This is a genomic window from Geodermatophilus sp. Leaf369 (assembly GCF_001424455.1).
In the GTDB taxonomy this organism is placed as follows: Bacteria; Actinomycetota; Actinomycetes; order Mycobacteriales; family Geodermatophilaceae; genus Klenkia.
Genome location: NZ_LMQA01000002.1, coordinates 239,744 through 261,377 on the forward strand (window position 1 = coordinate 239,744; position 21,634 = coordinate 261,377).

A 21,634-nucleotide genomic window follows, 5' to 3' on the forward strand; every position below is an offset into this window, starting at 1 on the left:
ACGAGAAACAGGCGCCGAACCCTTTACAGCAGCGTAGCCGGACCCTAACTTATCTCGAACATCCGACATAAATAGTCGGACGTGCTCGCACCCCGCTCCCAGGAGGCCCCCTCGTGACTCTCGCCGAAGAACGCCTCACCGTGTCCCGGACGCTGGACGCCGAGCTGCGGGCCCGGGCCGCCCGGGTGATCCCAGGCGGCATGTACGGCCACATGACGGCCAACGAGCACACGATGCCGCCCTCCTTCCCGCAGTTCTACGCACGCGGTGAGGGCGCCCTGACCTGGGACGTCGACGGCAACCGCTACATCGACTTCATGTGTGCCTTCGGGCCGATGCTGCTGGGGCACCGCAACCCCCGGGTGGACGCCGCCGCGGCCGCCCAGCAGGCCCTCGGTGACACGCTCACCGGCCCCTCGGCCCGGATGGTGGAGTTCGCCGAGCTGCTGACCGACACCGTGGCGCACGCCGACTGGGCGGTGTTCGCCAAGAACGGCACCGACGCCACCTCGACGGCCATCCGGATCGCCCGGGCCGCCACCGGCAAGAGCAAGTTCCTCAAGGCCGCGGTCGCCTACCACGGCGCGAACGACTGGTTCACCCCTCGGGCGGTCGGGGTCACGGCCGAGGACCGGGCCAACATCGTCGAGTTCGAGTACAACGACGTCGCCTCGCTGCGGGCGGCCGTCGACGCCCACGCCGGGGACGTCGCCGCGATCATCGTGACCCCGTTCCGGCACGACGCCTTCGTCCCGCAGGAGCTGGTGGACCCGGCCTTCGCCCGGGCCGCCCGGGAGCTGGCCACCGCCGAGGGCGCGGCGCTGGTGCTCGACGAGGTGCGCACCGGCTTCCGGCTCGACGTCCGGGGTGCCTGGGAGTCCCTGGGCATCCGCCCGGACCTCACCGCCTTCTCCAAGGCGCTGGGCAACGGCTACCCGATCGCGGCCCTGGTCGGCACCGATGCGTTGAGCGCCGCTGCGTCCGAGGTCTACGTGACCGGGTCCTTCTGGTACTCCGCGGTGCCCATGGCGGCCGGCATCGCCACCGTCGGGGAGGCCGTCGCGCTGGACGCCCCGGGCCTCACCCGGTCGGCCGGCGACCGGTTCAAGGCCGGGCTGGAGGCCCAGTCGATCGCCGCCGGGCGGCCGCTGCAGCTCACCGGACCCACCCAGATGCCGCTGCTGGTGTTCGCCGACGACGTGCACAAGAAGCGTGCCTTCGCCTTCACCGACGCCGCGATCAGGCGCGGGGTGCTGCTGCACCCCTGGCACAACATGTTCCTCTCCACGGCCCACACCGACGACGTCGTCGACGAGGCGCTGCTGCGCACCCAGGACGCCTTCGACGAGCTCGCCTCGCTCGACGTCTGACCCACCCCACCCCCACCCGGCACGGCAGAGGAGACCCATGAGCAGCGCCCGCCCGAGTGCACCGCACCGTCGACGAACCGCAGTACGGGCAGGGGTCGTGGTCCTGGCCGCGACGTCCCTGGCGGCGTGCTCCTCGACCGGGCCGGCCACCACCGACCGGACCGGGATCATCATCGGCCGGGCGATGGACGTGAACTCCCTGGACATCTCCCGGTCGCTCTGCGACACGTGCCAGATCTACAACTCCGCGGTCTACGAGACGGTCGTGCGGGCCACCCCGGACGGCGAGCTCGAGCCGCTGCTGGCGGAGTCGTGGGAGGCCAACGAGGACTCCACCCAGTTCACCTTCGAGATCGACCCCGACGCCGTGTTCGCCGACGGTTCGGCCGTCGAGGCCAAGGACGTGGCCTGGTCGTGGCTGCGGGTGCAGAACCTGCAGGGCCTGCCCAGCTACTTCATGCAGGGCATCACCGGTGTGGAGGCCACCGGGGACCGCACCGTCGTCGTCACGTCGGCGGCGCCGAATTCGGCCTTCCTGAACATCGCCTCGGCGTCTTACATGGGCGTGGTCAACTCCGACGTCGCGGCCGAGAACGGCGCGACCGCCGACGCCGACGCGGCCAGCAGCGACACCGCCGAGCAGTGGTTCCTGGAGAACTCGGCCGGCTCCGGTCAGTACGTCCTGGACTCCTACTCCGAGGGCTCGGAGATCGTGCTGTCGGCCAACGACTCCTACTGGGGCGAGGAGCCGAACTTCTCCAGCGTCACGATCAAGGAGGTCACCGACGCCTCGGCGCAGCTGCAGCAGCTGCAGCAGGGCGACATCGACCTGGCCATGCAGATCAGCTTCGACTCCCTGGACCAGATCGAGTCCGACTCGTCGCTGACCACCGACGTCGTCCCCTCCTACAACTTCCTGTACCTGGCGCTGTCCCCCGGCGTGGCCGGCGGGGAGGCCCTGCAGGACGTCCGGGTGCGCGACGCCATCCGGATGGGCATCGACTACGACACCGTCATCGACGCCACGCTGGCCGGCAACGGCGAGCGCCAGTCCACCGGCATCCCGAACGGCTTCGAGGGCAGCGAGGACCTGCCGATCCCCGACTTCGACCCGGACGGCGCCCGCGCGCTCCTGGCCGAGGCCGGCTACCCCGACGGGCTGACCCTCGACGCCACGTACCCGACGTTCTCGGCCTACGGCGTCAGCTCCAACACCGAGATGCAGTCGATCCAGCAGAGCCTGGCCGAGGTCGGCGTGACGCTGAACCTGGCGCCGGTGGACTTCTCCACCTGGGGCGAGCAGATCGACAGCACCGGCTACCCGGTGACCGCGATCTACTTCGCGCCCGACCACCCCGACACCGTCCAGTACTTCCAGTACTTCTCGCTGATCGACGGCTCGGTCTGGGCCGGCCGGGCCCGGATGCCGGTCAGCCCGGAGGAGAACGACCTGGTGGCGGCGGCCCTGGCGCAGTCCGGTGACGAGCGGACGGCGACCTACACCGAGCTGGGCCAGCTGATGTACGACGACGCGATCATCCTGCCGATCGTGAACCCGAGCTACATCCTGGCCAGCTCGGCCGACCTCCAGGGCAACAACTACGACATCACCCGCAACCTCGACCTGACCAGGCTCTCCTTCACCGACTGAGTCCGGCCCCGGGGGCGGGTGACCGCCCCCGGGGACCCGATCCCCCCGACCCAGGAGGCAGCCCGTGCTCCGCTTCACCCTCCGGCGCCTGGCCCTGATCCCCCTGCTGCTGTGGGGCATCGTGACCATCGCGTTCTTCCTGTCCCGCTCGGTCTCCAGCAACCCGCTGGTCACCATCGTGGGCGAGCGCAACCTGGGCAACCCCGACGTCGTGGCCGCGGCCACCCGCCGGTGGGGCCTGGACAAGAGCCTGGCCGAGCAGTACTGGGTGTACCTGACCAACCTGGTACGTGGTGACCTGGGCACCTCGTTCCGCACCAAGTCCCCGGTGCTGGACGACCTCGGGGCCCGGTTGCCGGCCACCCTGGAGCTGGCGTTCACCGCGCTGGTCATCGCCGTCGTGCTGGGCACCGTGGGCGGCGTGATCGCCGCCCGCACCCAGGGCAGGGTCGCCGACGGCGTCCTGCGGGTCGCCGCGCTGGCCGGTTCCTCGCTGCCGGTGTTCTGGGTCGGGCTGGTCTTCCTGTTCGTCTTCTACGCGACCCTGGGCATCGCGCCCAGCCCGGGCCGGCTCTCCGCCCGGGTCATCCCGCCCCCCGACGTCACCGGCTTCTACACCGTGGACTCGCTGCTGACCGGGGACTGGCCGCTGTTCACCGACGCGTTCGCGCACCTGCTGATGCCCGCGTTCATCATGAGCCTGGCGCTGCTGGGCACGGTGATCCGGCTGGTGCGCTCCCAGATGCTGGAGGAGCAGGGCGCGGACTACGTCCGGACCGCTCGGGCCAAGGGCATGGCCCGCGGCCAGGTGCTCAACCGGCACGTGCTGAAGAACGCCATCACCCCGGTGGTCACCCTGATCGGCGTCTCGGTCGGGCTCCTGATCATGGGCGCGGTGCTGATCGAGACGATCTTCTCCTGGAACGGCATCGGCACCTACGCCGTCGAGTCCTCCCGGGGGCTGGACTTCCCGGCCATCACCGGCGTCTGTCTGGTCGGTGGCGTGCTCTTCCTGCTCGGCAACCTGCTCACCGACATCGCCTACGCGACCATCGACCCCAGGGTGCGGCTCTCATGACCATCACCGCAGGCCCGCTCGCGGAGGCCGGCCCGTTCGGCGGCACCGCCCTCCCCCAGGCCCCGCTCGACGACGAGAAGCTCCCGTTCCGGGCCCGGCTGCGGCGCTTCGCCCGGCCGCAGATCGTCGTCGGCGCCGTCGTCGTCCTGGTGTGGCTGCTGGTCATCGCCCTCGCCGGCGTGCTGGCCCCGCACGACCCGTTCTCCTCCTCCGGCGGCCGGCTGCTCCCGCCGTCGGGCGAGCACCTCTTCGGCACCGACTCCCTGGGCCGCGACGTGTTCTCGCGCGTGCTGCACGGGGCGCGCCTGTCGCTGCCGATCGCGGTGCTGGCCATCGTGCTGTCGGTGCTGGTGGGCAGCCTGGTGGGCGCGGTCGCGGGCTTCTTCGGCGGCTGGGTCGACGCCGTCCTCATGCGGACCGCCGACATCACCATGGCGTTCCCGTCGATCCTGCTGGCGATGGCCGTCGCGGCCGCCCTCGGGCCGGGTCTGGCCAACGCCTTCCTGGCGATCGTCGCGGTCTGGTGGCCGATCTACGCCCGGCTGGTGCGGGGGCAGATCCTGTCGATCAAGGAGCGCGAGCACGTGCTCGCGGCCCGGGCGATCGGGATGGGCCGGTGGGCGGTCCTGCGCAAGCACGTCCTGCCGCACTCGCTGACCCCGGTGTCGGTCAACGCCACGATGGACCTGGGCTCGATCATCATCCTGGTCGCGTCGCTGAGCTTCCTGGGCCTGGGCGCACTGCCGCCCTCCCCCGAGTGGGGCGCGATGATCACCGACGGCGCGGCGAACTTTTACCAGTGGTGGATCGCGGCCGGACCCGGCATCGCGATGGTCTCCGTGGTGCTGGCGGTCAACTTCCTGGGCGACGGCCTGCGCGACGTGTTCGACGTCAAGAACCGAGGACGCTGAGATGACCACTGCTCCCCTGCTCCAGGTGCGCGACCTGTCGGTCGCCTTCCGCACCGACCGCGGCGACGTCGAGGCCGTGTCCGGTGCCTCCCTGACCGTGCACGCGGGCCAGACCGTCGCCGTGGTGGGTGAGTCCGGGTCGGGCAAGTCCACGCTGACCGCCGCGGTGAACCGGCTGCTGGCCCCCAACGGCCGGGTCACCCAGGGGTCGGTGACCTTCGACGGGGTGGACCTGCTGGCCCGGTCCGAGCGCCAGATGAACGGCGTCCGGGGCAAGCAGATCGGCCTGGTGCCGCAGGACCCGATGTCGAACCTGAACCCGCTGCGCTCGGTCGGGTCGCAGATCGCCGAGGTGTTCACCGTCCACCGCGAGGCCCGCGGCCGGGAGGCGAAGAAGAAGGCGGTCGAGCTGCTGGAGCGGGTCGGCATCACCGACGCCGGACGGCGTTACGCGCAGTACCCGCACGAGTTCTCCGGCGGCATGCGCCAGCGGGTGCTCATCGCGATGGGCCTGGCCCTGCGTCCCCAGCTCCTGATCGCCGACGAGCCCACGTCCGCCCTGGACGTGACGGTGCAGAAGACCGTGCTGGACCAGCTGGCCGAGCTCACCGAGACGATGGGCACCGCCGTCCTGCTGGTCACCCACGACCTCGCGCTGGCCGCCGAACGGGCCGACCACGTGGTCGTCATGCGCAAGGGCGCGGTCGTGGAGGAGGGCCCGGCGCAGACCGTGCTCACCTCACCCACCGCCGACTACACCCGGCTGCTGATCTCGGCCGCACCCAGCCTGGCGACCTCATCGATGGTCACCCCGCCGGAGGGCACCGCCGAGCCGATCATCGAGGTCACCGGCCTGCGCAAGGAGTACCCGGTGCGCACCGGCGCGCTGGGCCGGCGCACCCCGTTCACCGCCGTCGACGACGTCTCCTTCACCATCCCCCGCGGGACGACGGTCGGGATCGTCGGGGAGAGCGGTTCGGGCAAGTCGACCGTCGCCAAGATGGTGCTCAAGCTGGCGGAGCCCACCGCCGGCGAGCTGGCCTTCGAGGGCACGTCGGTCACCGGCATCGGCGGCCGGGAGCTCTTCGCGTTCCGCCGACGGGTGCAGCCGGTCTTCCAGAACCCCTACGCCGCCCTGGACTCTCGGTACACGGTGGGCGACGCGATCCGGGAGCCCCTGGACGTGCACGGGGTCGGCACCCCGGCGGAGCGGCGGGCGAAGGTGGCCGAGCTGCTGTCCCAGGTCGCGCTGGACCCCGAGCTGGCCCGCCGGTACCCGCACGAGCTCTCCGGTGGGCAGCGCCAGCGGGTCGCCATCGCCCGGGCCCTGGCCCTGGACCCCGACGTCGTGGTCCTGGACGAGGCGGTGTCGGCGCTGGACGTGCTGGTGCAGGCCCAGATCCTCGAGCTGCTGGTGTCCCTGCAGCGGCGGCTGGGACTCAGCTACCTGTTCATCAGCCACGACCTGGCCGTCGTCCGGATGATCTGCCACGTCGTGCACGTGATGCGGGCCGGGTCGATCGTGGAGAGCGGCAGCCCCGCCGAGCTCTTCCACCACCCGACCCACGCGTACACCCGCGCCCTGCTCGACGCGATCCCGGTCGGAGAGGCGGGCTCCCCGTCGGTCGTCCCGGCGGGGTGAGCCGGGAGGAGTGAGGGCCGGTCCGGACAGCCGCCTCGCGGCGAGTGGTCGCTCGTGGCGACGGGGGTGAGGCCCGGGGGCATGCACCGGACCGGCCTGCTCCAGACAAGCACGTCCGCCGGGTCGGTGTTCCCCCCAGGGGGGGCCTCAGCGGTGTGCGTCCAGCCACGCCACGACGTCGTCGAGCACCCGGTCCTGCTCGGGCTCGTTGTGCGGCTCGTGGAACAGCCCGTCGTAGACGGTGTGCGTGACGTCGGTCGACCCGGCGCGGTCCACGACGAGCTCGCCGGCTGCAGGCGGCACCAGCCGGTCGGCGCTGCCGTGCAGCACCAGCAGCGGGATCGTCAGGGAACGCAACCGGTCGGGCATCGCGGCGGTGGCCGCGACCATCTCGGCACCGGTGCGCGCCCGGACCTTGCCCATCCGGTTCAGCGGGTCGGCCTGGTACGCGGCGACGACGGCGGGGTCGCGGCTGACCGCGGTCGCGTCCAGGGTCAGTACGCCGAGGTCGGGCAGCAGCCGCGACAGCACCGGGGCGACCGCCCGCTGCACGCCGCTGGCGGTGGAGAGGTCCAGCGCGGGGGCGGAGAGCACGGCGCCGCGGACGGCGACCGAGGGCCGGCCGGTGAGGTACTGCGCGGCGACGAGCCCGCCCATGCTGTGCCCGTAGACGAACAGCGGGACGCCGGGGTGCGCCTCGACGGCCCGCCGGACGACCTCGTCCACCCCGGCCACCGTGGCGGCCATCGAGCCGATGTTCCCCCGGCTCCCGGGCGAGCGGCCGTGCCCCGGGTGGTCGGGGGCCGAGGTGGCGTAGCCGGCCCGGGCCAGGCGCTCGGCGACGTGGGCGTACCGGCCGCCGTGCTCGTGCAGCCCGTGCACCAGCACGACCACCCCGGTCACCTCTGCCTCCGGCGTCCAGGACTGCCAGAACTGCCCGGTCGAGAGGTGTCCCTCCGTGTGCGTGGTCACGCGCGGAGGCTACGGCCGTGGAGCGACAGCCGGGAGGCTCAGGCCGGTCCCGCGTCCAGCCAGGCGCGCAGGGCCGCTGCCTGTCGGTCCAACCGGCGACGCAACGCGGGCAGCGGCAGCACCCGGGTGCTGGGCAGTGGCACGTCCACCCCGGAGGTCGTCACGAGCTCGATGCCCCAGAGAGGGGGCGGGATGCTGCTCCCCTCCGAGCGCGCGGCCGGGGCGACGACGACGTCCTCGACGTCCTCCATCTCCCAGCGGGCCGTCCCCAGTGGGGAACGGATCGTGAGGTGCCCGGCCGGGTACGCCACGACGCGGCCCACCACCGCAGGGCCGACGAGCGCGACGACCGCCGCGACGACGACGAGACAGCCGACAGCCACCGCGCCCCGGCCGGTGACGAGAGCGCCCAGGCCGCCGCTGGCGACGAGCAGGACGAGGACCGTCCAGCCGAGGAGCTCATGGCGGGGGACGCCCAGGTCGAGGACGACGTCGTCGGACGGCACCCGGGGAGTGTGCTCTCGAGTTCCGTCTACGGCTGTCTAGCGACCACGCGCAGAGAGTCGTAGAGGGACCGATGGAGAGGGCCTCTGCCACCATGACCGGCGTGTCGTCCGTCGTGAGGTTCGCGCTCCGTGTCGTCGTCCTGGCCGGGATCATCTACGTGGTCACCCAGCTGGTCACCGGCATCACCGTCGTCGGCAACCCCGACGGCACGTTCGGGGAGACCGGGACATTCCTCTGGGTCGCCCTGCTCTTCGCCGTCGTCAACTCGATCGTCGGCCCGGTGGTGCGGCTGCTCAGCCTGCCGTTCGTGGTGCTCACGCTGGGGCTGTTCCTGCTGGTCGTGAACGCGGCCATGCTCGGCATCACCGCGGCGGTGTCGGACCGGCTGCAGGTCGACGGCTTCTGGACAGCGATCGTGGGCGGCTTCCTCATCGCCCTCTTCAGCTGGATCGCGGAGCTGATCCTGCCGCTGAAGGTGAAGGCCTGACGCGCCTGGTGACGGCCGCCACGCGCTCGCACTAGCGTCGGGGCCATGCCCCACCCCGCACCGTCCGCCGTCCCCAGCGACCGCGGGACGAGCGGACCGCCCGGCGCCGCCCGGCCGGCGGACCTCGCCGCGCTGGAGGCGGCCCGCGCGGAGAAGGAGCAGATCCTCGACCGGGCCGCGGTGCTGGCCGCCAGCGAGGTCGGGCCGCTGCCGGCCGGGCTGACCGTGGCCGACGTCCCGGCCCTGGTGCACCGCTACTACCGCGGGGAGCCGGCCGCCGAGGTGGTCGGGCACGACCCCGCCGAGCTCGTCGCCCTCGCCCTGGACCACCTGCGGCTGGCCGAGGTGCGCCCGCAGGGGTCGGCCACCGTCGCCCTGGACCGCCCGGCCGACGGGCCCGCGGTGCTCCGGGTGGTCACCGACGACATGCCGTACCTGGTCGACTCGGTCACCGCCGAGGTGGTCCGGCAGAAGGTCGGCCTCGAGCACGTGGTGCACCCGGTGGTCGTCGTCCGCCGCGACGTGACCGGGGGGCTGCTCGCCTTCTGCGACAGCGGCGACGTCGCCAGCTGCGGCACCGACGCCCTCGCCGAGTCCTGGATGGCCGTGGTGCTGGCCGGCTCGGTGGACGACGAGGCGGCCGAGGACCTGGTCGCCGGGCTGCGCACCGTGCTCGCCGACGTGCGCGGGGTGCACGAGGACACCGGCAAGCTGCGCGACCGCGCCCTGGACCTCGCCCACTTCCTCGAGGAGGACGGCGACGACGACGCCCGCGAGGCCGCCGCGCTGCTCCGCTGGATGACCGACGGCAACTTCGTCTTCCTCGGTGCCCGCGACGTCGACCTCGTCACCGGCGAGGACGGCGCCCTCGCGACGGCCGCCGTCCCCGGCTCGGGCCTGGGCGTGCTGCGCAGCGACACCGACATGTCCACCCCCGTCGTCCCGGTGGCCGCCGCGGCCCGTGACGCGGTGGGCCGGCGGGTCGTCGTCACCAAGGCCGACGTCCGCTCCACCGTGCACCGGCCGGCCTGGCTGGACGTCGTCGCCGTCACCCTGCCCGGCCCGCAGGGCACCAGCGGTCGGCAGCACCGGGTGGTCGGGCTCTTCCCCACCGGTGCCTACACCGCGAGCGTCACCGAGGTGCCGCTGGTCCGGCAGACCGCCGCCGCGGTGCTGGCCCGCTCCGGGGTGGAGGCCGACAGCCACACCGGCAAGGAGCTGCTCGACGTCCTGGAGACCTACCCGCGCGACGAGCTGCTGCAGGTCGACGTGGACCAGCTGCTGCCCGTCGCGCTGGCCGTGCTGCACCTGCGCGAGCGCCGGCAGACCCGGCTCTTCCTGCGCCGCGACCCGCTCGGGCGGTTCTTCTCCGCGCTGGTCTACCTGCCGCGCGACCGGTACACGACCGAGGTGCGGCTGGCGATGCAGAAGCTGCTGCTGGAGCACCTGGGCGGCACCAGCGTCGAGTACACCGCCCGCTCCACGGAGTCGGTGCTCACCCGGCTGCACTTCGTCGTCCGGGTGCCGGTGGGCAAGCGCGGCGCGACCGGGCTGCCGCCGGTGGACGCCGGGGAGCTCGAGCGGGCCCTGGCCGCGGTCGCCCGCAGCTGGACCGACGACCTGGCCGACGTGCTGGTCGCCGAGCACGGCGCCGACGCCGAACGCCGGCTGGCCCAGGTCGCCGACGCCTTCCCGGCCGCCTACCAGGAGGACTTCCCGGCCTCCACGGCCGTCGCCGACCTCGACCGGCTGGACTCCCTCGCCGCGGGTGAGCTGTCGCTGCGGCTGTGGACCCCCCGCGACGCGGCGCCCGGCGAGCGCCGGCTGACCGTCTTCCGGGTCGGGGAGAAGCTGCTGCTGTCCGACGTGCTGCCGGTGCTGCAGCACCTGGGCGTCAGCGTGGTCGACGAGCGCCCCTACGAGATCGACCGGATCGGGGCCCCGCTGGCCTGGGTCTACGACTTCGGCCTCAGCACCCCCACCGGCCCGCTGCCCGCGCTGGACTCCCTCCCCCGCCGGTTCACCGACGCGGTGTCCGCGGTCTGGCGCGGGGACGCCGAGGACGACGGGCTGGGCGCGCTGGTGCTGGTCGCCGGGCTGACCTGGCAGCAGGTCGCCGTCGTCCGGGCGTACGTGCAGTGGCTGCGCCAGGGCGGGCTGCCGTTCGGCTCGCGCTACGTGGAGACGGCGCTGGCCGCGCACCCCGACGTCGTGTCCGGGGTGGTCGACCTGTTCGCGCTGCGCTTGGACCCCGACCACACCGGCGACCGGGCCGCCGACGAACGGGCGCTGGTCGAGCGGCTGACCGCGCGGATCGGCGAGGTCGAGTCCCTCGACGCCGACCGGGTGCTCACCTCGCTGGTCGCCGCCGTCCGGGCCACGACGCGGACGACTGCCTACGTCGACGGGGCGTTCACCGACGGCACCCCGTTGGCGGTCAAGCTCGACCCGCACGCCGTCCCGGACCTGCCCGAGCCGCGGCCGGCCCGCGAGGTGTGGGTGTCCAGCCCACGGGTGCTGGGCGTCCACCTGCGCTTCGGCGCGGTGGCCCGCGGCGGGTTGCGGTGGTCCGACCGCCGGGAGGACCTGCGCACCGAGGTGCTCGGCCTGGTCAAGGCGCAGACGGTGAAGAACACGGTGATCGTGCCGACCGGCGCCAAGGGCGGCTTCGTCGTCCTGCGGCCCCCGGCCGACGGGTCCCGCGAGGCCGTGCTGACCGAGGGCCAGGCCTGCTACCGGCTGTTCATCGGCGCGCTGCTCACCCTCACCGACGACGTGGTGGACGGCGCCGTGGTGCACCCGGACCGGGTGGTGCGGCACGACGCCGAGGACACCTACCTGGTGGTCGCGGCCGACAAGGGGACGGCGACGTTCTCCGACCTGGCCAACTCGATCAGCCTGGAGCGCGGCTTCTGGCTGGGCGACGCGTTCGCCTCGGGCGGCTCGGTCGGCTACGACCACAAGGCGATGGGCATCACCGCCCGCGGCGCCTGGGAGTCCGTGGCCCGGCACTTCCGCGAGCTCGGCATCGACGTGCAGAGCCAGGAGGTCACCGTCGTCGGCGTCGGCGACATGAGCGGCGACGTCTTCGGCAACGGCATGCTGCTCAGCGAGCAGCTGCGGCTGGTGGCCGCCTTCGACCACCGGCACGTGTTCGTCGACCCCACCCCGGACGCCGCGACGTCGTTCGCGGAGCGGAAGCGGCTCTTCGAGCTGCCCCGCTCGTCGTGGGCGGACTACGAGCGCTCGCTGATCAGCGCCGGGGGCGGCATCTGGCCGCGGACGGCGAAGTCGGTGCCGGTCAGCGAGCCGATGCGCGAGGCGCTGGGCCTGGACGCCGAGGTGGAGCACCTGACCCCCGCCGAGCTGGTGCGCGCGGTGCTGCTGGCCCCGGTGGACCTGCTGTTCAACGGCGGCATCGGCACCTACGTGAAGGCCGAGACCGAGAGCCACCTCGACGTCGGGGACAAGGCCAACGACGCGGTGCGGGTGGACGGCCGGGAGCTGCGGGTCCGGGTGGTGGGCGAGGGCGGCAACCTGGGCCTGACCCAGCGCGGACGCGTGGAGTACGCGCTGTCCGGCGGCCGGGTGAACACCGACGCGATCGACAACTCCGCCGGCGTGGACACCTCCGACCACGAGGTCAACATCAAGATCGCGCTCAACCGCGTGGTGGACGACGGCCGGCTCGACCCCGCGGGCCGCGCAGCTCTGCTCGCCTCGATGACCGACGAGGTCGCCGCGCAGGTGCTCACCGACAACCACGACCAGAACTCCACCCTGGCCGGGGAGTCCAGCGCCGCGCGCAGCCTGCTCGACGCGCACAGCCGGTTCCTCCGCGCGCTGGAGCGCTCGGGCCGGCTGGACCGGGCGGTCGAGGCGCTGCCCGACGAGCGGGCCCTGAGCGAACGACGGCGGGACGGCGCCGCCCTCACCTCACCGGAGCTCTCGGTGCTGCTGGCCTACGCCAAGCTCGAGGTGGATGACGCGGTGCTGCACTCCACGCTGCCCGACGACCCCGCGTTGGCCGACCTGCTCACCGACTACGTGCCGGGCGAGCTGCTGCGTCGCTTCCCCGAGGCCGTCGCAGCACACCCGCTGCGCCGGGAGATCACCGCGACCGCGCTGACGAACCGGGCGGTCAACACCGCAGGGGTGACCGGGCTGTTCCGGCTGGCCGAGGAGACCGGCGCCCCGCTGGTCGCCGTCGTCCGCGCGCACACCGTGGCCCGCCGGGTGTTCGGTGTCGACCGGCTGTGGGACGCCGCCCGCGCCCTGGACAACCGGGTGCCGGCCGCCACCCAGGTGCAGCTGCGCACCGAGGCCACCCGGCTGGCCGAGCGGGCCAGCCGCTGGCTGCTGCGGGTGCCCGAGCTCGCCGCCGAGCCCGCGCCCTCGATCGGCACCGTCACCGCCCGGTTCGCCGACGCCGTGGCCGCGGTGGCCCGGGACCTGCCGGAGTGGCTGCTGGGCGCCGACGCCGGTGCCTACGCCGACCGGGCCGCCGAGCTGCGGTCGGCCGGGGTGCCCCCGGAGCTGGCAGCCGAGGTCGCCGCGGCCGGGCTGCTGCCCGCCGCGCTGGACCTCGCGGTCGTCGCCGAGGACACCGGGGCGCCGATCGCGCTGGCCGGGCGGGTCTGGCAGTGCCTGGCCGAGCGGTTGGACCTGGTCCCGCTGCGCGAGCTGGTCACCGCGCTCCCCCGCGACCGGCGCTGGCCGGCGATGGCCCGGGCCTCGCTGCGCGACGACCTGACCGCCGAGCAGACCGCGCTCACCGGGGAGGTGCTGCGGACGCGGTCGGCCGACGACGACGGCGCGGACGTGCTGGTGGCCCGGTGGGTGGACCGCTGGGACACCGGTCAGCGCCGGGCGGCCACCCAGCTGGCCGAGCTGGCCGCCGGGGACGCGCACGAGCTGGCCGAGCTCGTCGTCGCCGTCCGGACCCTGCGGGGGCTGCGGCGCGGCTGAGGGGTCAGCGCTGGGGCCGGGCGAGCCGGGTGAGGGCGAGGACCCCCAGCACCGCGACCACGACGGCGACGACCCCGGCCAGCATCAGCAGCACGCCGCCCACCGCGGTGGTGCCGACGGTGCCGCCGGTGACCAGGGCCTGCAGGAACGTGAGGAGCTGGCCGAGCCCGCGGTCGGCGACCAGGCCCGCCCCGAGGACCAGGAGACCGGTGCCGAGCGCGGGCCGGGGTCGGGTCAGGAGCGCGCCGGCCACCAGCAGCGCCACGCCGGCCAGGAGCGCCAGGCCGGCGGCCAGGAACTGGCTGTCACCCTCTCCGAACCCCTGCGAGAGCGGGCTGTAGGTGACCTCCCCGGGGAAGGAGAAGGTCGGCAGGAACGACCCCAGCAGCCCGAGGACGCCCGCGACCAGCCCGAGCACCAGCAGCGGCACCTGCAGCGGCGACCCCGGCCTGGTGGGCGGCGGCCCCCAGGCAGGCTGCCCCCACGGCTGCTGCGGCTGACCCCACGGCTGCTGTCCCGGCCCGTACGACGGTTGGCTCACGCGGCACATCCTGGCCCACGGACCGCCGACGCGGGCTCAGGCGCGGACGGCGCGGCCCAGCGTGACCAGGCAGAGGACGGCGGTGGCTCCGGCCGAGAGCGCGGCCAGCACCAGGAACACCCCGCCTACCGCGGTGCCCGTGCCGCCGTCGACCAGCGACTGGGCGAACGCCAGGAGCTGGCCGCCGCCGCGGTCCACGAAGACCCCGGCGCCCAGCATCAGCAGACCGGCCCCGACGGCCGTGCGGGACCGGACGAGCAGGGCGCCGGTGAGCAGCGCGGCGACGCCGACGAACAGCACCAGGCCGGTGGCCTGGAACGTCGTCTGGTCGTTGAAGTCCTGGTAGAGCGGGGCGAACGAGCCCAGGCCGTCGGAGTAGCGGTAGGTCGGGAGGACCGTCCCGAGCAGCCCGAACGCGGCGGTCATCAGGCCCAGCACCAGCAGGGGCACGGCGCTGGGACGGCGCGGCGGCGGGCCCCAGGGCTGCGCACCCCACGGCTGCTGACCCCACGGCTGCTGCTCCATCTCCTGATCCTGGTCCCTGGTGCAGCTCGCTGCTCGCGCGGGCCGGGGTCAGGTGAGCCGCAGCACCCGTGCGTCCCAGGGCCCGAGGACGGCGTCGTCGTGGTCGGGGAGGTGCTCCCGGTTGCCCAGCACCAGCTCGGCGCCGACGGCCTCGGGCAGGAGCTCGGCGAGCGCGTACGGGGTGCCCGACACGTTGCAGACCACCAGCAGGGTCTCGCCGTCCAGGCTGCGGGTGTAGGCGTACACGTCCTCGTGGTCGGGCAGCAGCATCTCGAAGTCGCCCAGCTGCACGGTGCGCGAGGCGTGCCGCAGCGCGATGAGCGACCGGTGGTGGGCCAGCACCGAGTGCGGGTCGTCGCGCTGGGCGGCGGCGTTCCACTCGACGTGGTCGGGGTTGACCGCGATCCACGGGGTCCCGGTGGTGAAGCCGGCGTGCTCGGTGTCGTCCCACTGCACCGGGGTGCGGGCGTTGTCCCGGCTGGCCGGCCGCAGGGTGGCCAGCACGTCGTCGGGGTCGGCGCCGGCTGCGGTGGCCTCGGCGAAGTGGTTCAGCGTCTCGATGTCCCGGAAGTCCCGGATGCTCCCCCACGTCGAGTTCGCCATCCCCAGCTCCTCGCCCTGGTAGACGTAGGGCGTCCCGCGGTGCCCGTGGAGCAGCGTGGCCAGGCAGGTCGCCGCGTCCCGGCGGTGGGCCGGGGAGTCGTCGCCGAACCGGCTGACGGCACGGGGCTGGTCGTGGTTGTCCCAGTAGAGGGAGTTCCAGCCGACGTCGGCCAGCCCGGCCTGCCAGCGGCCGAACGAGGCCTTGAGGTCGGTGAGCCGCAGCGGCCGGGCGTGCCACTTGTCGCCGTCGTGGTCCAGCCCGACGTGCTCGAACTGGAAGACCATGTCCAGCTCGGCACGGGCCGGGTCGGTGACCAGCCGGGCCTGCTCGACGGTCACGCCGGGCATCTCCCCGACGGTGATCAGGTCGGCGTCCCGGCCGGCGAACACCTCGCGGTGCATCTCGGCGAGGAACTCGTGCAGCCGCGGCCCGAAGAGGAACCCGTCGGTGCCGTCGCGCAGGGCGTCGTCCGGTCCGACGTCCTTGCTGATCATGTTGATGACGTCCATCCGGAAGCCGTCGACCCCGCGGTCCAGCCACCAGCCCATCATCTCGTGCACCGCAGCCCTGACCTCGGGGTTCTCCCAGTTCAGGTCGGGCTGCTTGCGGCTGAACAGGTGCAGGTACCACTGGTCGGTGGTGGGGTCGTGCTCCCAGGTGGGACCGGAGAAGTAGGACTCCCAGTCGGTCGGCTCGGGCCCGGCCGGGCCCTCCCGGGTGTCGCGCCACCAGTACCAGTCGCGCTTGGGGCTCACCGTGCTGGAGCGGGACTCCACGAACCACGGGTGCTCGTCGCTGGTGTGGTTGACCACCAGGTCCATCACGATCTTGATGCCCCGGGCGTGCGCGTCGGCCAGCAGCCCGTCGAAGTCCGCCAGGGTGCCGAACGCGGGGTCGATGTCGCGGTAGTCGCTGATGTCGTAGCCGTTGTCGTCCTGCGGCGAGCGGTACACCGGGGACAACCAGAGGACGTCGACGCCCAGGTCGGCGAGGTGGTCCAGCTTCGAGCGCACCCCGGGCAGGTCCCCGATGCCGTCGCCGTCGGAGTCGGCGAACGAGCGGGGGTAGACCTGGTAGACGACAGCGGAGGTCCACCAGGCCGGGTTCGGTGAGGTCACCGGGACATCCTCGGGGAACCCCGGGCGCCGCGACACCCGGCATCGGTGGTGCACGACCGGATCGGCCACACTCGATCTTGCGGAACTCTTGAGGTTCGTAGGGCGGTGGGCTTGCGGAACCGTCGGCAGAGTCGCTCCTGACACCGACGAGCACCGGGATCCACCCGGCGCCCTGCACCAGGAGGACCCACGACCATGGCCACCACCCGCCGCTCGACCGCCCGGGGCACCGTCCGCAAGCTGCTGGTCTCCGCCGGGGTGGTCGGCGCCGCCGCCGCCGTGGCGGGCATGGGCACCTTCGGCACGTTCACCAGCAGCACGAGCGCCAGCGAGACGGTCAACTCCGGCACCGTGGCCATCGCGCTGGGGACGGCGAACTCCGCGGCGAACCGGCTCTCGGTCACCGCCGCCAACATCGTCCCCGGAGACACGATCTCCCGGGCGGTGACGCTGACCAACAACGGCGACCAGGCGCTGGCCTCGATCGCGCTCACCACGACCGCGACGACCTCCAGCATCCTGGACACCGACGTCACCAACGGCCTGCAGCTGGCGGTGCGTTCCTGCTCGGTCCCCTACACCGAGGGCGGCACCGCCCCCGCCTACACCTACACCTGCGCCGGGACCGAGAGCACCCTGGTGGCCTCCCGCGCCGTGGTGGGCAGTGCGGTCCCGCTGACCGCTCCCCGCGCGCTGGCCGCCGGCGCCACGGACAACCTGCTCGTGGTGATGACCCTGCCCCAGGCCGCGGACAACGCGTTCCAGGGCAAGTCCTCCACGCTCCAGCTGGCCTTCACCGGGACCCAGCGCGCCGGCACCAACCGCTGACCCCCGGCGGACGGCGGTACCGACCGCCGTCCGCCCCGCCCCTGCCGCACCCACCCGAGAGGAGCCCCCGATGACCGCCGTCCTGCCCGCTCCGGCCCTGCTGCCGCAGCCCGTCCCGACGTCCACCGGGCTCCCGGCCGGGGCGCCGCTCCTCCCGCGGGTGGCCCGCGCGGCCGGCCGCGGTCTGGCCGACCTGGTCGTGCTCGTCGCGGTCCTGGCGTTCTGCTTCCTCGCCGCCGGCCCGCACCTGCTGGGCTACCGCACGGTGACGATGCTGACCGCGAGCATGGCCCCGGGCATCGAGCCCGGCGACGTCGTCGTCGCACTGCCCATCCCGGTCGCCGAGGTGGAGCCCGGGATGGTGATCACCTACGCGATCCCGATCGGCGACCGCCGGGTGGTCAGCCACCGGGTCGTCAGCGTCGACCGCGCGGTGGACGGGACCACGACGATCCAGACCCAGGGCGACGCCAACGACGGCCTGGACCCCTGGCAGGCCACCCTCGACGGCGACACCGCCTGGCAGGTCCGTGCGGTCGTGCCGCACCTGGGCAGTGCCATCGCGCTGCTGCGCTCGCCGGTGCTCACCCAGACGCTGGTGTGGGTCGTCCCGGCGGTGCTGGTCGGCTGGGCGTTGCTCGGCATCTGGCGGCCCGCCGACGAGGAGCCCACCGACGACGCAGCCGAGGGCGACGACGGCGAGCGGGTGCCCGCGTGATCGGCTGGGCGGGGCGTGGGCTGGTGTCCGCGCTGCTCTGTGCCGCCGTCGTGGTGGGCACCGGGGGCACCGCCAGCGCGGCGTTCACCGACGCCGAGACCGGGAGCACCACGGTCGGCACCGCGACGGTCGCCGGCGTCACGAACCAGAAGGGCACGACCAACGGCTGCCCGGCGACCGGTAGCACGGTCTCCCTCACCTGGACCGCCAGCACGACGGCCCGGGTGACCTCTTACCGGTTGGTCGACAACGGCACCACGCGGGCGACGATCACCGGGCGGACCAGCACCTCGGGGAGCTACACCGCCCCCAAGACCGGCGGCAGCCACTCGGTGGTGATCGTCGCCGTCACCGACTACGGCTGGACGGCCTCGGTCACCGTGGGGTCCTTCACCTGCTGAGCAGGGGTCAGCCGACGAGTCGGTAACCCACGCCCCGCACGGTGCGGATGCTGGGCTCGACCAGGCCGGCACCGCTGAGCTTGCGGCGCAGGTTGGACATGTGCGCCTCCACGAGGCGCAGGCTGCCCTCCCAGTCGCTCTGCCAGACCTCGCGCAGCAGCGTCTCGCGCTGCAGCACCTTGCCCGGCCGGGTGACCAGGGCCATCAGCAGGTCGAACTCGGTGCGGGTCAGCGAGACCTCGCTGCCGGCCACCCACACCTCGCGGGTGTCCTCGTCCAGGGCGAGGTCGGCCAGCACGATGGGCCCGCGCTCGGGGACGGGTGCGTGCACGGCGTCGACCCGGCTCCCCGCGGCCACCGCCGGCGCACCGGCCAGCGCCCCGGCCACCGTCGCCGGACGGCGCAGGAACGCCTGCACCCGGGCGACCAGCTCGCGGGGCGAGAACGGCTTGGTCATGTACCCGTCGGCACCCACGGCGAGCCCGACCAGGAGGTCCACCTCCTCGACCCGGGCGGTGAGCATGAGCACCCAGCAGGGGTGCTCGGCGCGGATCCGGCGGCACAGCTCGACGCCGTCGACGTCGGGCAGGCCCAGGTCCAGGACGACGACGTCGGGCAGCGACTCGGCCAGCGCGGCCAGCGCCTCCCGCCCGGTGCCGACGGCCCGCACGTGCAGCCCGGCCCGCTCCAGCACGGTGACCAGCAGGTCGCGGATCTCGGTGGTGTCCTCCACGACCAGGACCGAGCCGGCGGTCACCGGCGGGTCCCGGCGGTGGCGGGTGTCCCGACGACGGGCAGCACGACGGTGAACGTCGTCCCCCGACCGGGCTCGCTCTGCAGGTCCATGGTGCCTCCGTGTGCGGTGGTGATGGCCTGGGTGATGGTCAGCCCGAGTCCCACGCCGGACACGGCGTGCCGGCGGGCCGTGGAGGCCCGGAAGAAGCGGGTGAACAGGGCGCCCTGCTCGTCGGCGGGCACCCCGATGCCGGTGTCGGCGACGGTCAGCGCGGCGACCGGGCCGTCGGCCCGGCGGTAGGTGTCCAGGGCGATGCGGACCCGCCCGCCACGGGGGGTGAACTTGACCGCGTTGGAGAGCAGGTTGTCGCAGACCTGGCCGAGCCGGTCGGCGTCGCCGGTGATGACCAGCCCGGGCAGCACGTCGGTCTCGAGGGTCACCCCGGCGGCGGTGGCGGCGACCCGGGAGGTGTCGACGGCGGCGCGCACGACGGCGCTCAGGTCGACCTCGGCCGAGCGCAGGGTGAACCGGCCGGCCTCGACCTGGGCGGTGAAGAGCAGGTCTCCGACCAGCCGCAGCAGGCGGTGGGCGTTGCGGTCCACGGTGGCCAGGTACTGCCGCTGCTCGTCGGTGAGCACCTCGTCGGGGTCGTCCAGGACGAGCTCCAGGTAGCCCAGGATCGAGCTCAGCGGGGTGCGCAGCTCGTGGGAGATCAGGCTGGTGAACTCATCGCGCAACCGGTCCGCCGCGCGGGCCGCGGTCATGTCGGTGGCCACCAGGGTGTAGCCGGCCAGGGCGCCACTGCCGTCCCGGCGCGGGGTGACGGCGAGCTCGACGGTCAGCTCGCTGCCGTCCTCGCGCACCCAGGTCCAGTCACGGACCTCGCTGCCGTGCGTGGCGGCCCCGGCGACGAGGGCGTCGAACGAGGACAGGTGGGCCCCGTCGGGGTGGGCCGTCCGGGCGGCCTCCAGCTCGGCGGGCAGGTGCAGCGAGGTGACGGACCGCCGGCGGACGACGTCACCGCGCTGGGCCCCGAGCATCTTCTCCGCGCCCGGGTTCCACACCCGGACCACGCCGGCCAGGTCGCAGGACACGATCGCCTGCTCGGTGACCGCGTCGATGACGCTGCCCAGCGTCTCGTTGGCCCCGGCCAGCCGGCGGGACAGCAGCTCCAGCTCGGCCGCCCGCATCTCGACCTGTGCCAGCAGGTCGGTCTGCTGCTCCTGCAGCTCGCCGACCGTCTCCAGCCTGTCGCTGAGCCGGCGGTAGAGCTCGTTGACCGTCAGCGCGGCGACCCCCAGCGCAGCGGGGGTGAAGACCGCCCGGACGAGGTCCGGCACGGTGGTGACCATCCCGCCCAGCCACTGGGGCACGACCAGCACCGCGGCCGTGGCCAGCACCGCGACCGCCACGCCGCGCCGGCGTCGGTCGACGGCCAGCGCGATCACCGGCGGGATGACCAGGGCGGTGAACAGGGAGGCGCCACCGCCGGTGGTCGCCCGCAGCGGGCCCACGGCGGCCAGCTCGAGCAGCGGCACCAGAGCCGCCGCACCCGGGGGCAGCGTGCGGGCGGAGGCGACGCCCGTCAGCACGAGGGCTGCGGCCACCAGTGCCGCGGACAGCAGCACCAACCGCGGGTCCGTGGCGTCGGCGGCCGGCGTGGCCAGCACGAGGAGGGCGCAGGCGTACAACACCGGGAAGGGCAGGTTGCGCAGGGCGACCGAGCGGTGCTCGTTCTCCCAGCGGGCCCACGGGCCGGCACCGGGTTCGACCGGGGTCGCCGTCGCGGTGCTCACCGCGGGTCCCCGGTGAGCTCGCGGATCCGGTCGGCCAGCTCGCTGACCCGGAAGGGCTTGAGCAGGTAGGTGTCGGCGCCCGCGGCCAGTCCGCGTTCGACGTCGGCGGGTGAGGCGCCGGCCGACAGGAGCAGCACGGGGACGTCGGCGGTACGGGTGTCGGCGCGCAGGGCGGTGCACACCTGCAGGCCGTCCAGTCCGGGCATGCCCACGTCGAGCACGACCAGGTCCGGCAGGTCACGACCGGCTGCGGCCAGGGCCGCCGTCCCGTCGGGGAGGGAGTCCAGGACCTGGGCCCCCGCCCGGCGCACCGCGATCTCCACCAGGGCCCGGATGTCGCTCTCGTCGTCGGCGATGAGCACCCGGGGGCTCACGCCGCGCCGTTCCTGCCCGGCAGCAGCCGGCTGAGCAGGTCCCGGACGTCGGAGCCGGTGAACGGCTTGGGCAGCGGGGTGGTCGCGGCCGGGTAGTCCTGGCTGTCGACGACCGAGCAGACCGCGACGGGGGTGTGCGGCCAGCGGTCGGCCAGGGCCCGGCTCAGCCCCCACCCGTCGAGGCCGGGTAGCAGCAGGTCCACGACCACGAGGTCGGGGACGGGCTCGACGGGCAGCTGGAGGGCGCGCTCGGCGCTGTCCACCCGCTGGGTGGTGCAGCCGGCCCGGCGCAGGTGGGTGCACAGCAGCTCGCCCTGGTCGGCCTCGTCGTCGACCACCAGCACGTGCACCGGCGGGAGGGGCAGGGGTGCGGTGGTCACCCTCTCGACAACGACACCCGGGCACCC

19 protein-coding genes are annotated in these 21,634 nt (G+C 73.7%); 10 read left to right on the plus strand and 9 right to left on the minus strand.

Annotated elements, in window-relative coordinates; genetic code table 11:
* Positions 1–113: 113 nt before the first annotated feature.
* The 5 genes from ASG36_RS09955 to ASG36_RS09975 all read left to right on the plus strand — a co-directional run bounded on the left by ASG36_RS09955 (position 114) and on the right by ASG36_RS09975 (position 6,652).
* Positions 114–1,370, plus strand: a complete 1,257-nt coding sequence (locus tag ASG36_RS09955) for an aminotransferase class III-fold pyridoxal phosphate-dependent enzyme (RefSeq protein WP_200944425.1) — start codon at positions 114–116, stop codon at positions 1,368–1,370.
* Positions 1,371–1,467: 97 nt separating this feature from the next.
* Positions 1,468–3,021 (plus strand): ABC transporter substrate-binding protein, encoded by a 1,554-nt coding sequence (locus ASG36_RS09960; protein ID WP_055763372.1) that lies wholly within the window; start codon positions 1,468–1,470, stop codon positions 3,019–3,021.
* A 64-nt stretch (positions 3,022–3,085) separates the two neighbouring features.
* A complete protein-coding gene (locus tag ASG36_RS09965; protein ID WP_055763374.1) occupies positions 3,086–4,099 on the plus strand; it encodes an ABC transporter permease in 1,014 nt (337 codons plus the stop codon).
* Positions 4,096–5,010 (plus strand): ABC transporter permease, encoded by a 915-nt coding sequence (locus ASG36_RS09970; protein WP_157498752.1) that lies wholly within the window; start codon positions 4,096–4,098, stop codon positions 5,008–5,010. The genes ASG36_RS09965 and ASG36_RS09970 overlap by 4 nt, the downstream gene beginning before the upstream one ends.
* Position 5,011: 1 nt before the next feature.
* The gene (locus ASG36_RS09975; RefSeq protein WP_055763376.1) at positions 5,012–6,652 is read left to right on the plus strand and encodes an ABC transporter ATP-binding protein; all 1,641 of its coding nucleotides are present in this window, start codon (positions 5,012–5,014) and stop codon (positions 6,650–6,652) included.
* 147 nt (positions 6,653–6,799) lie between these two features.
* Here the strand turns inward: ASG36_RS09975 and ASG36_RS09980 are convergent, their stop codons facing one another.
* Together ASG36_RS09980 and ASG36_RS09985 are read right to left on the minus strand one after the other, a co-directional pair.
* Positions 6,800–7,624 (minus strand): alpha/beta hydrolase, encoded by an 825-nt coding sequence (locus tag ASG36_RS09980; RefSeq protein WP_055763378.1) that lies wholly within the window; start codon positions 7,622–7,624, stop codon positions 6,800–6,802.
* 38 nt (positions 7,625–7,662) lie between these two features.
* A complete protein-coding gene (locus ASG36_RS09985) occupies positions 7,663–8,130 on the minus strand; it encodes a hypothetical protein (RefSeq protein WP_055763379.1) in 468 nt (155 codons plus the stop codon).
* 92 nt (positions 8,131–8,222) lie between these two features.
* On the opposite strand from ASG36_RS09985, the gene ASG36_RS09990 reads away from it, so the two are divergent.
* Both ASG36_RS09990 and ASG36_RS09995 read left to right on the plus strand, forming a co-directional pair.
* Positions 8,223–8,618, plus strand: coding sequence for a phage holin family protein (locus ASG36_RS09990; protein WP_235494818.1), 396 nt, complete (start codon positions 8,223–8,225; stop codon positions 8,616–8,618).
* Between the two features lie 45 nt (positions 8,619–8,663).
* Positions 8,664–13,586: an NAD-glutamate dehydrogenase gene (locus tag ASG36_RS09995; protein WP_082522994.1), complete on the plus strand. Its 4,923-nt coding sequence runs from the start codon at positions 8,664–8,666 to the stop codon at positions 13,584–13,586.
* 4 nt (positions 13,587–13,590) lie between these two features.
* Here ASG36_RS09995 and ASG36_RS10000 read toward each other — a convergent pair whose 3' ends face one another.
* Genes ASG36_RS10000 through ASG36_RS10010 form a run of 3 tightly spaced genes read right to left on the minus strand, consistent with a single transcriptional unit; the run spans position 13,591 to position 16,374 of the window.
* A complete protein-coding gene (locus tag ASG36_RS10000) occupies positions 13,591–14,127 on the minus strand; it encodes a hypothetical protein (protein WP_157498753.1) in 537 nt (178 codons plus the stop codon).
* A 36-nt stretch (positions 14,128–14,163) separates the two neighbouring features.
* Positions 14,164–14,652, minus strand: a complete 489-nt coding sequence (locus ASG36_RS10005) for a hypothetical protein (RefSeq protein ID WP_055763385.1) — start codon at positions 14,650–14,652, stop codon at positions 14,164–14,166.
* 48 nt (positions 14,653–14,700) lie between these two features.
* Positions 14,701–16,374 carry an alpha-glucosidase gene (locus ASG36_RS10010; RefSeq protein ID WP_055763386.1) on the minus strand — a complete coding sequence of 558 codons (1,674 nt, stop codon included), beginning with the start codon at positions 16,372–16,374 and terminating at the stop codon, positions 14,701–14,703.
* A 195-nt stretch (positions 16,375–16,569) separates the two neighbouring features.
* Here ASG36_RS10010 and ASG36_RS10015 point away from each other — a divergent pair, with 195 nt between their 5' ends.
* The 3 genes from ASG36_RS10015 to ASG36_RS10025 all read left to right on the plus strand — a co-directional run bounded on the left by ASG36_RS10015 (position 16,570) and on the right by ASG36_RS10025 (position 18,321).
* Positions 16,570–17,202 carry a TasA family protein gene (locus ASG36_RS10015; protein WP_055763388.1) on the plus strand — a complete coding sequence of 211 codons (633 nt, stop codon included), beginning with the start codon at positions 16,570–16,572 and terminating at the stop codon, positions 17,200–17,202.
* Between the two features lie 70 nt (positions 17,203–17,272).
* A complete protein-coding gene (locus ASG36_RS10020) occupies positions 17,273–17,920 on the plus strand; it encodes a signal peptidase I (protein ID WP_055763391.1) in 648 nt (215 codons plus the stop codon).
* Complete coding sequence (locus ASG36_RS10025; protein ID WP_055763393.1) at positions 17,917–18,321, plus strand: hypothetical protein; 405 nt, start codon at positions 17,917–17,919, stop codon at positions 18,319–18,321. The genes ASG36_RS10020 and ASG36_RS10025 overlap by 4 nt, the downstream gene beginning before the upstream one ends.
* Before the next feature lie 7 nt (positions 18,322–18,328).
* Here ASG36_RS10025 and ASG36_RS10030 read toward each other — a convergent pair whose 3' ends face one another.
* From ASG36_RS10030 to ASG36_RS10045, 4 genes are read right to left on the minus strand one after another with little or no spacing between them, the layout of a single operon-like run.
* Positions 18,329–19,078, minus strand: coding sequence for a response regulator transcription factor (locus ASG36_RS10030; RefSeq protein WP_055763395.1), 750 nt, complete (start codon positions 19,076–19,078; stop codon positions 18,329–18,331).
* Complete coding sequence (locus tag ASG36_RS10035; RefSeq protein WP_055763397.1) at positions 19,075–20,853, minus strand: cell wall metabolism sensor histidine kinase WalK; 1,779 nt, start codon at positions 20,851–20,853, stop codon at positions 19,075–19,077. Before ASG36_RS10035 ends, ASG36_RS10030 begins: the two co-directional genes overlap by 4 nt.
* Positions 20,850–21,227, minus strand: a complete 378-nt coding sequence (locus ASG36_RS10040) for a response regulator transcription factor (RefSeq protein WP_055763399.1) — start codon at positions 21,225–21,227, stop codon at positions 20,850–20,852. The genes ASG36_RS10035 and ASG36_RS10040 overlap by 4 nt, the downstream gene beginning before the upstream one ends.
* A complete protein-coding gene (locus ASG36_RS10045) occupies positions 21,224–21,607 on the minus strand; it encodes a response regulator (protein ID WP_200944426.1) in 384 nt (127 codons plus the stop codon). Before ASG36_RS10045 ends, ASG36_RS10040 begins: the two co-directional genes overlap by 4 nt.
* Between the last annotated feature and the right edge of the window lie 27 nt (positions 21,608–21,634).

Bases quoted from the DNA above. Each gene is read 5' to 3' on its own strand.
- ASG36_RS09970 (WP_157498752.1), top strand. From the start codon at position 4,096: ATGACCATCACCGCAGGCCCGCTCGCGGAGGCCGGCCCGTTCGGCGGC.
- ASG36_RS09975 (WP_055763376.1), top strand. From the start codon at position 5,012: ATGACCACTGCTCCCCTGCTCCAGGTGCGCGACCTGTCGGTCGCCTTC.
- ASG36_RS09990 (WP_235494818.1), top strand. From the start codon at position 8,223: ATGACCGGCGTGTCGTCCGTCGTGAGGTTCGCGCTCCGTGTCGTCGTC.
- ASG36_RS09995 (WP_082522994.1), top strand. From the start codon at position 8,664: ATGCCCCACCCCGCACCGTCCGCCGTCCCCAGCGACCGCGGGACGAGC.
- ASG36_RS10005 (WP_055763385.1), bottom strand. From the start codon at position 14,652: ATGGAGCAGCAGCCGTGGGGTCAGCAGCCGTGGGGTGCGCAGCCCTGG.
- ASG36_RS10015 (WP_055763388.1), top strand. From the start codon at position 16,570: ATGGCCACCACCCGCCGCTCGACCGCCCGGGGCACCGTCCGCAAGCTG.
- ASG36_RS10020 (WP_055763391.1), top strand. From the start codon at position 17,273: ATGACCGCCGTCCTGCCCGCTCCGGCCCTGCTGCCGCAGCCCGTCCCG.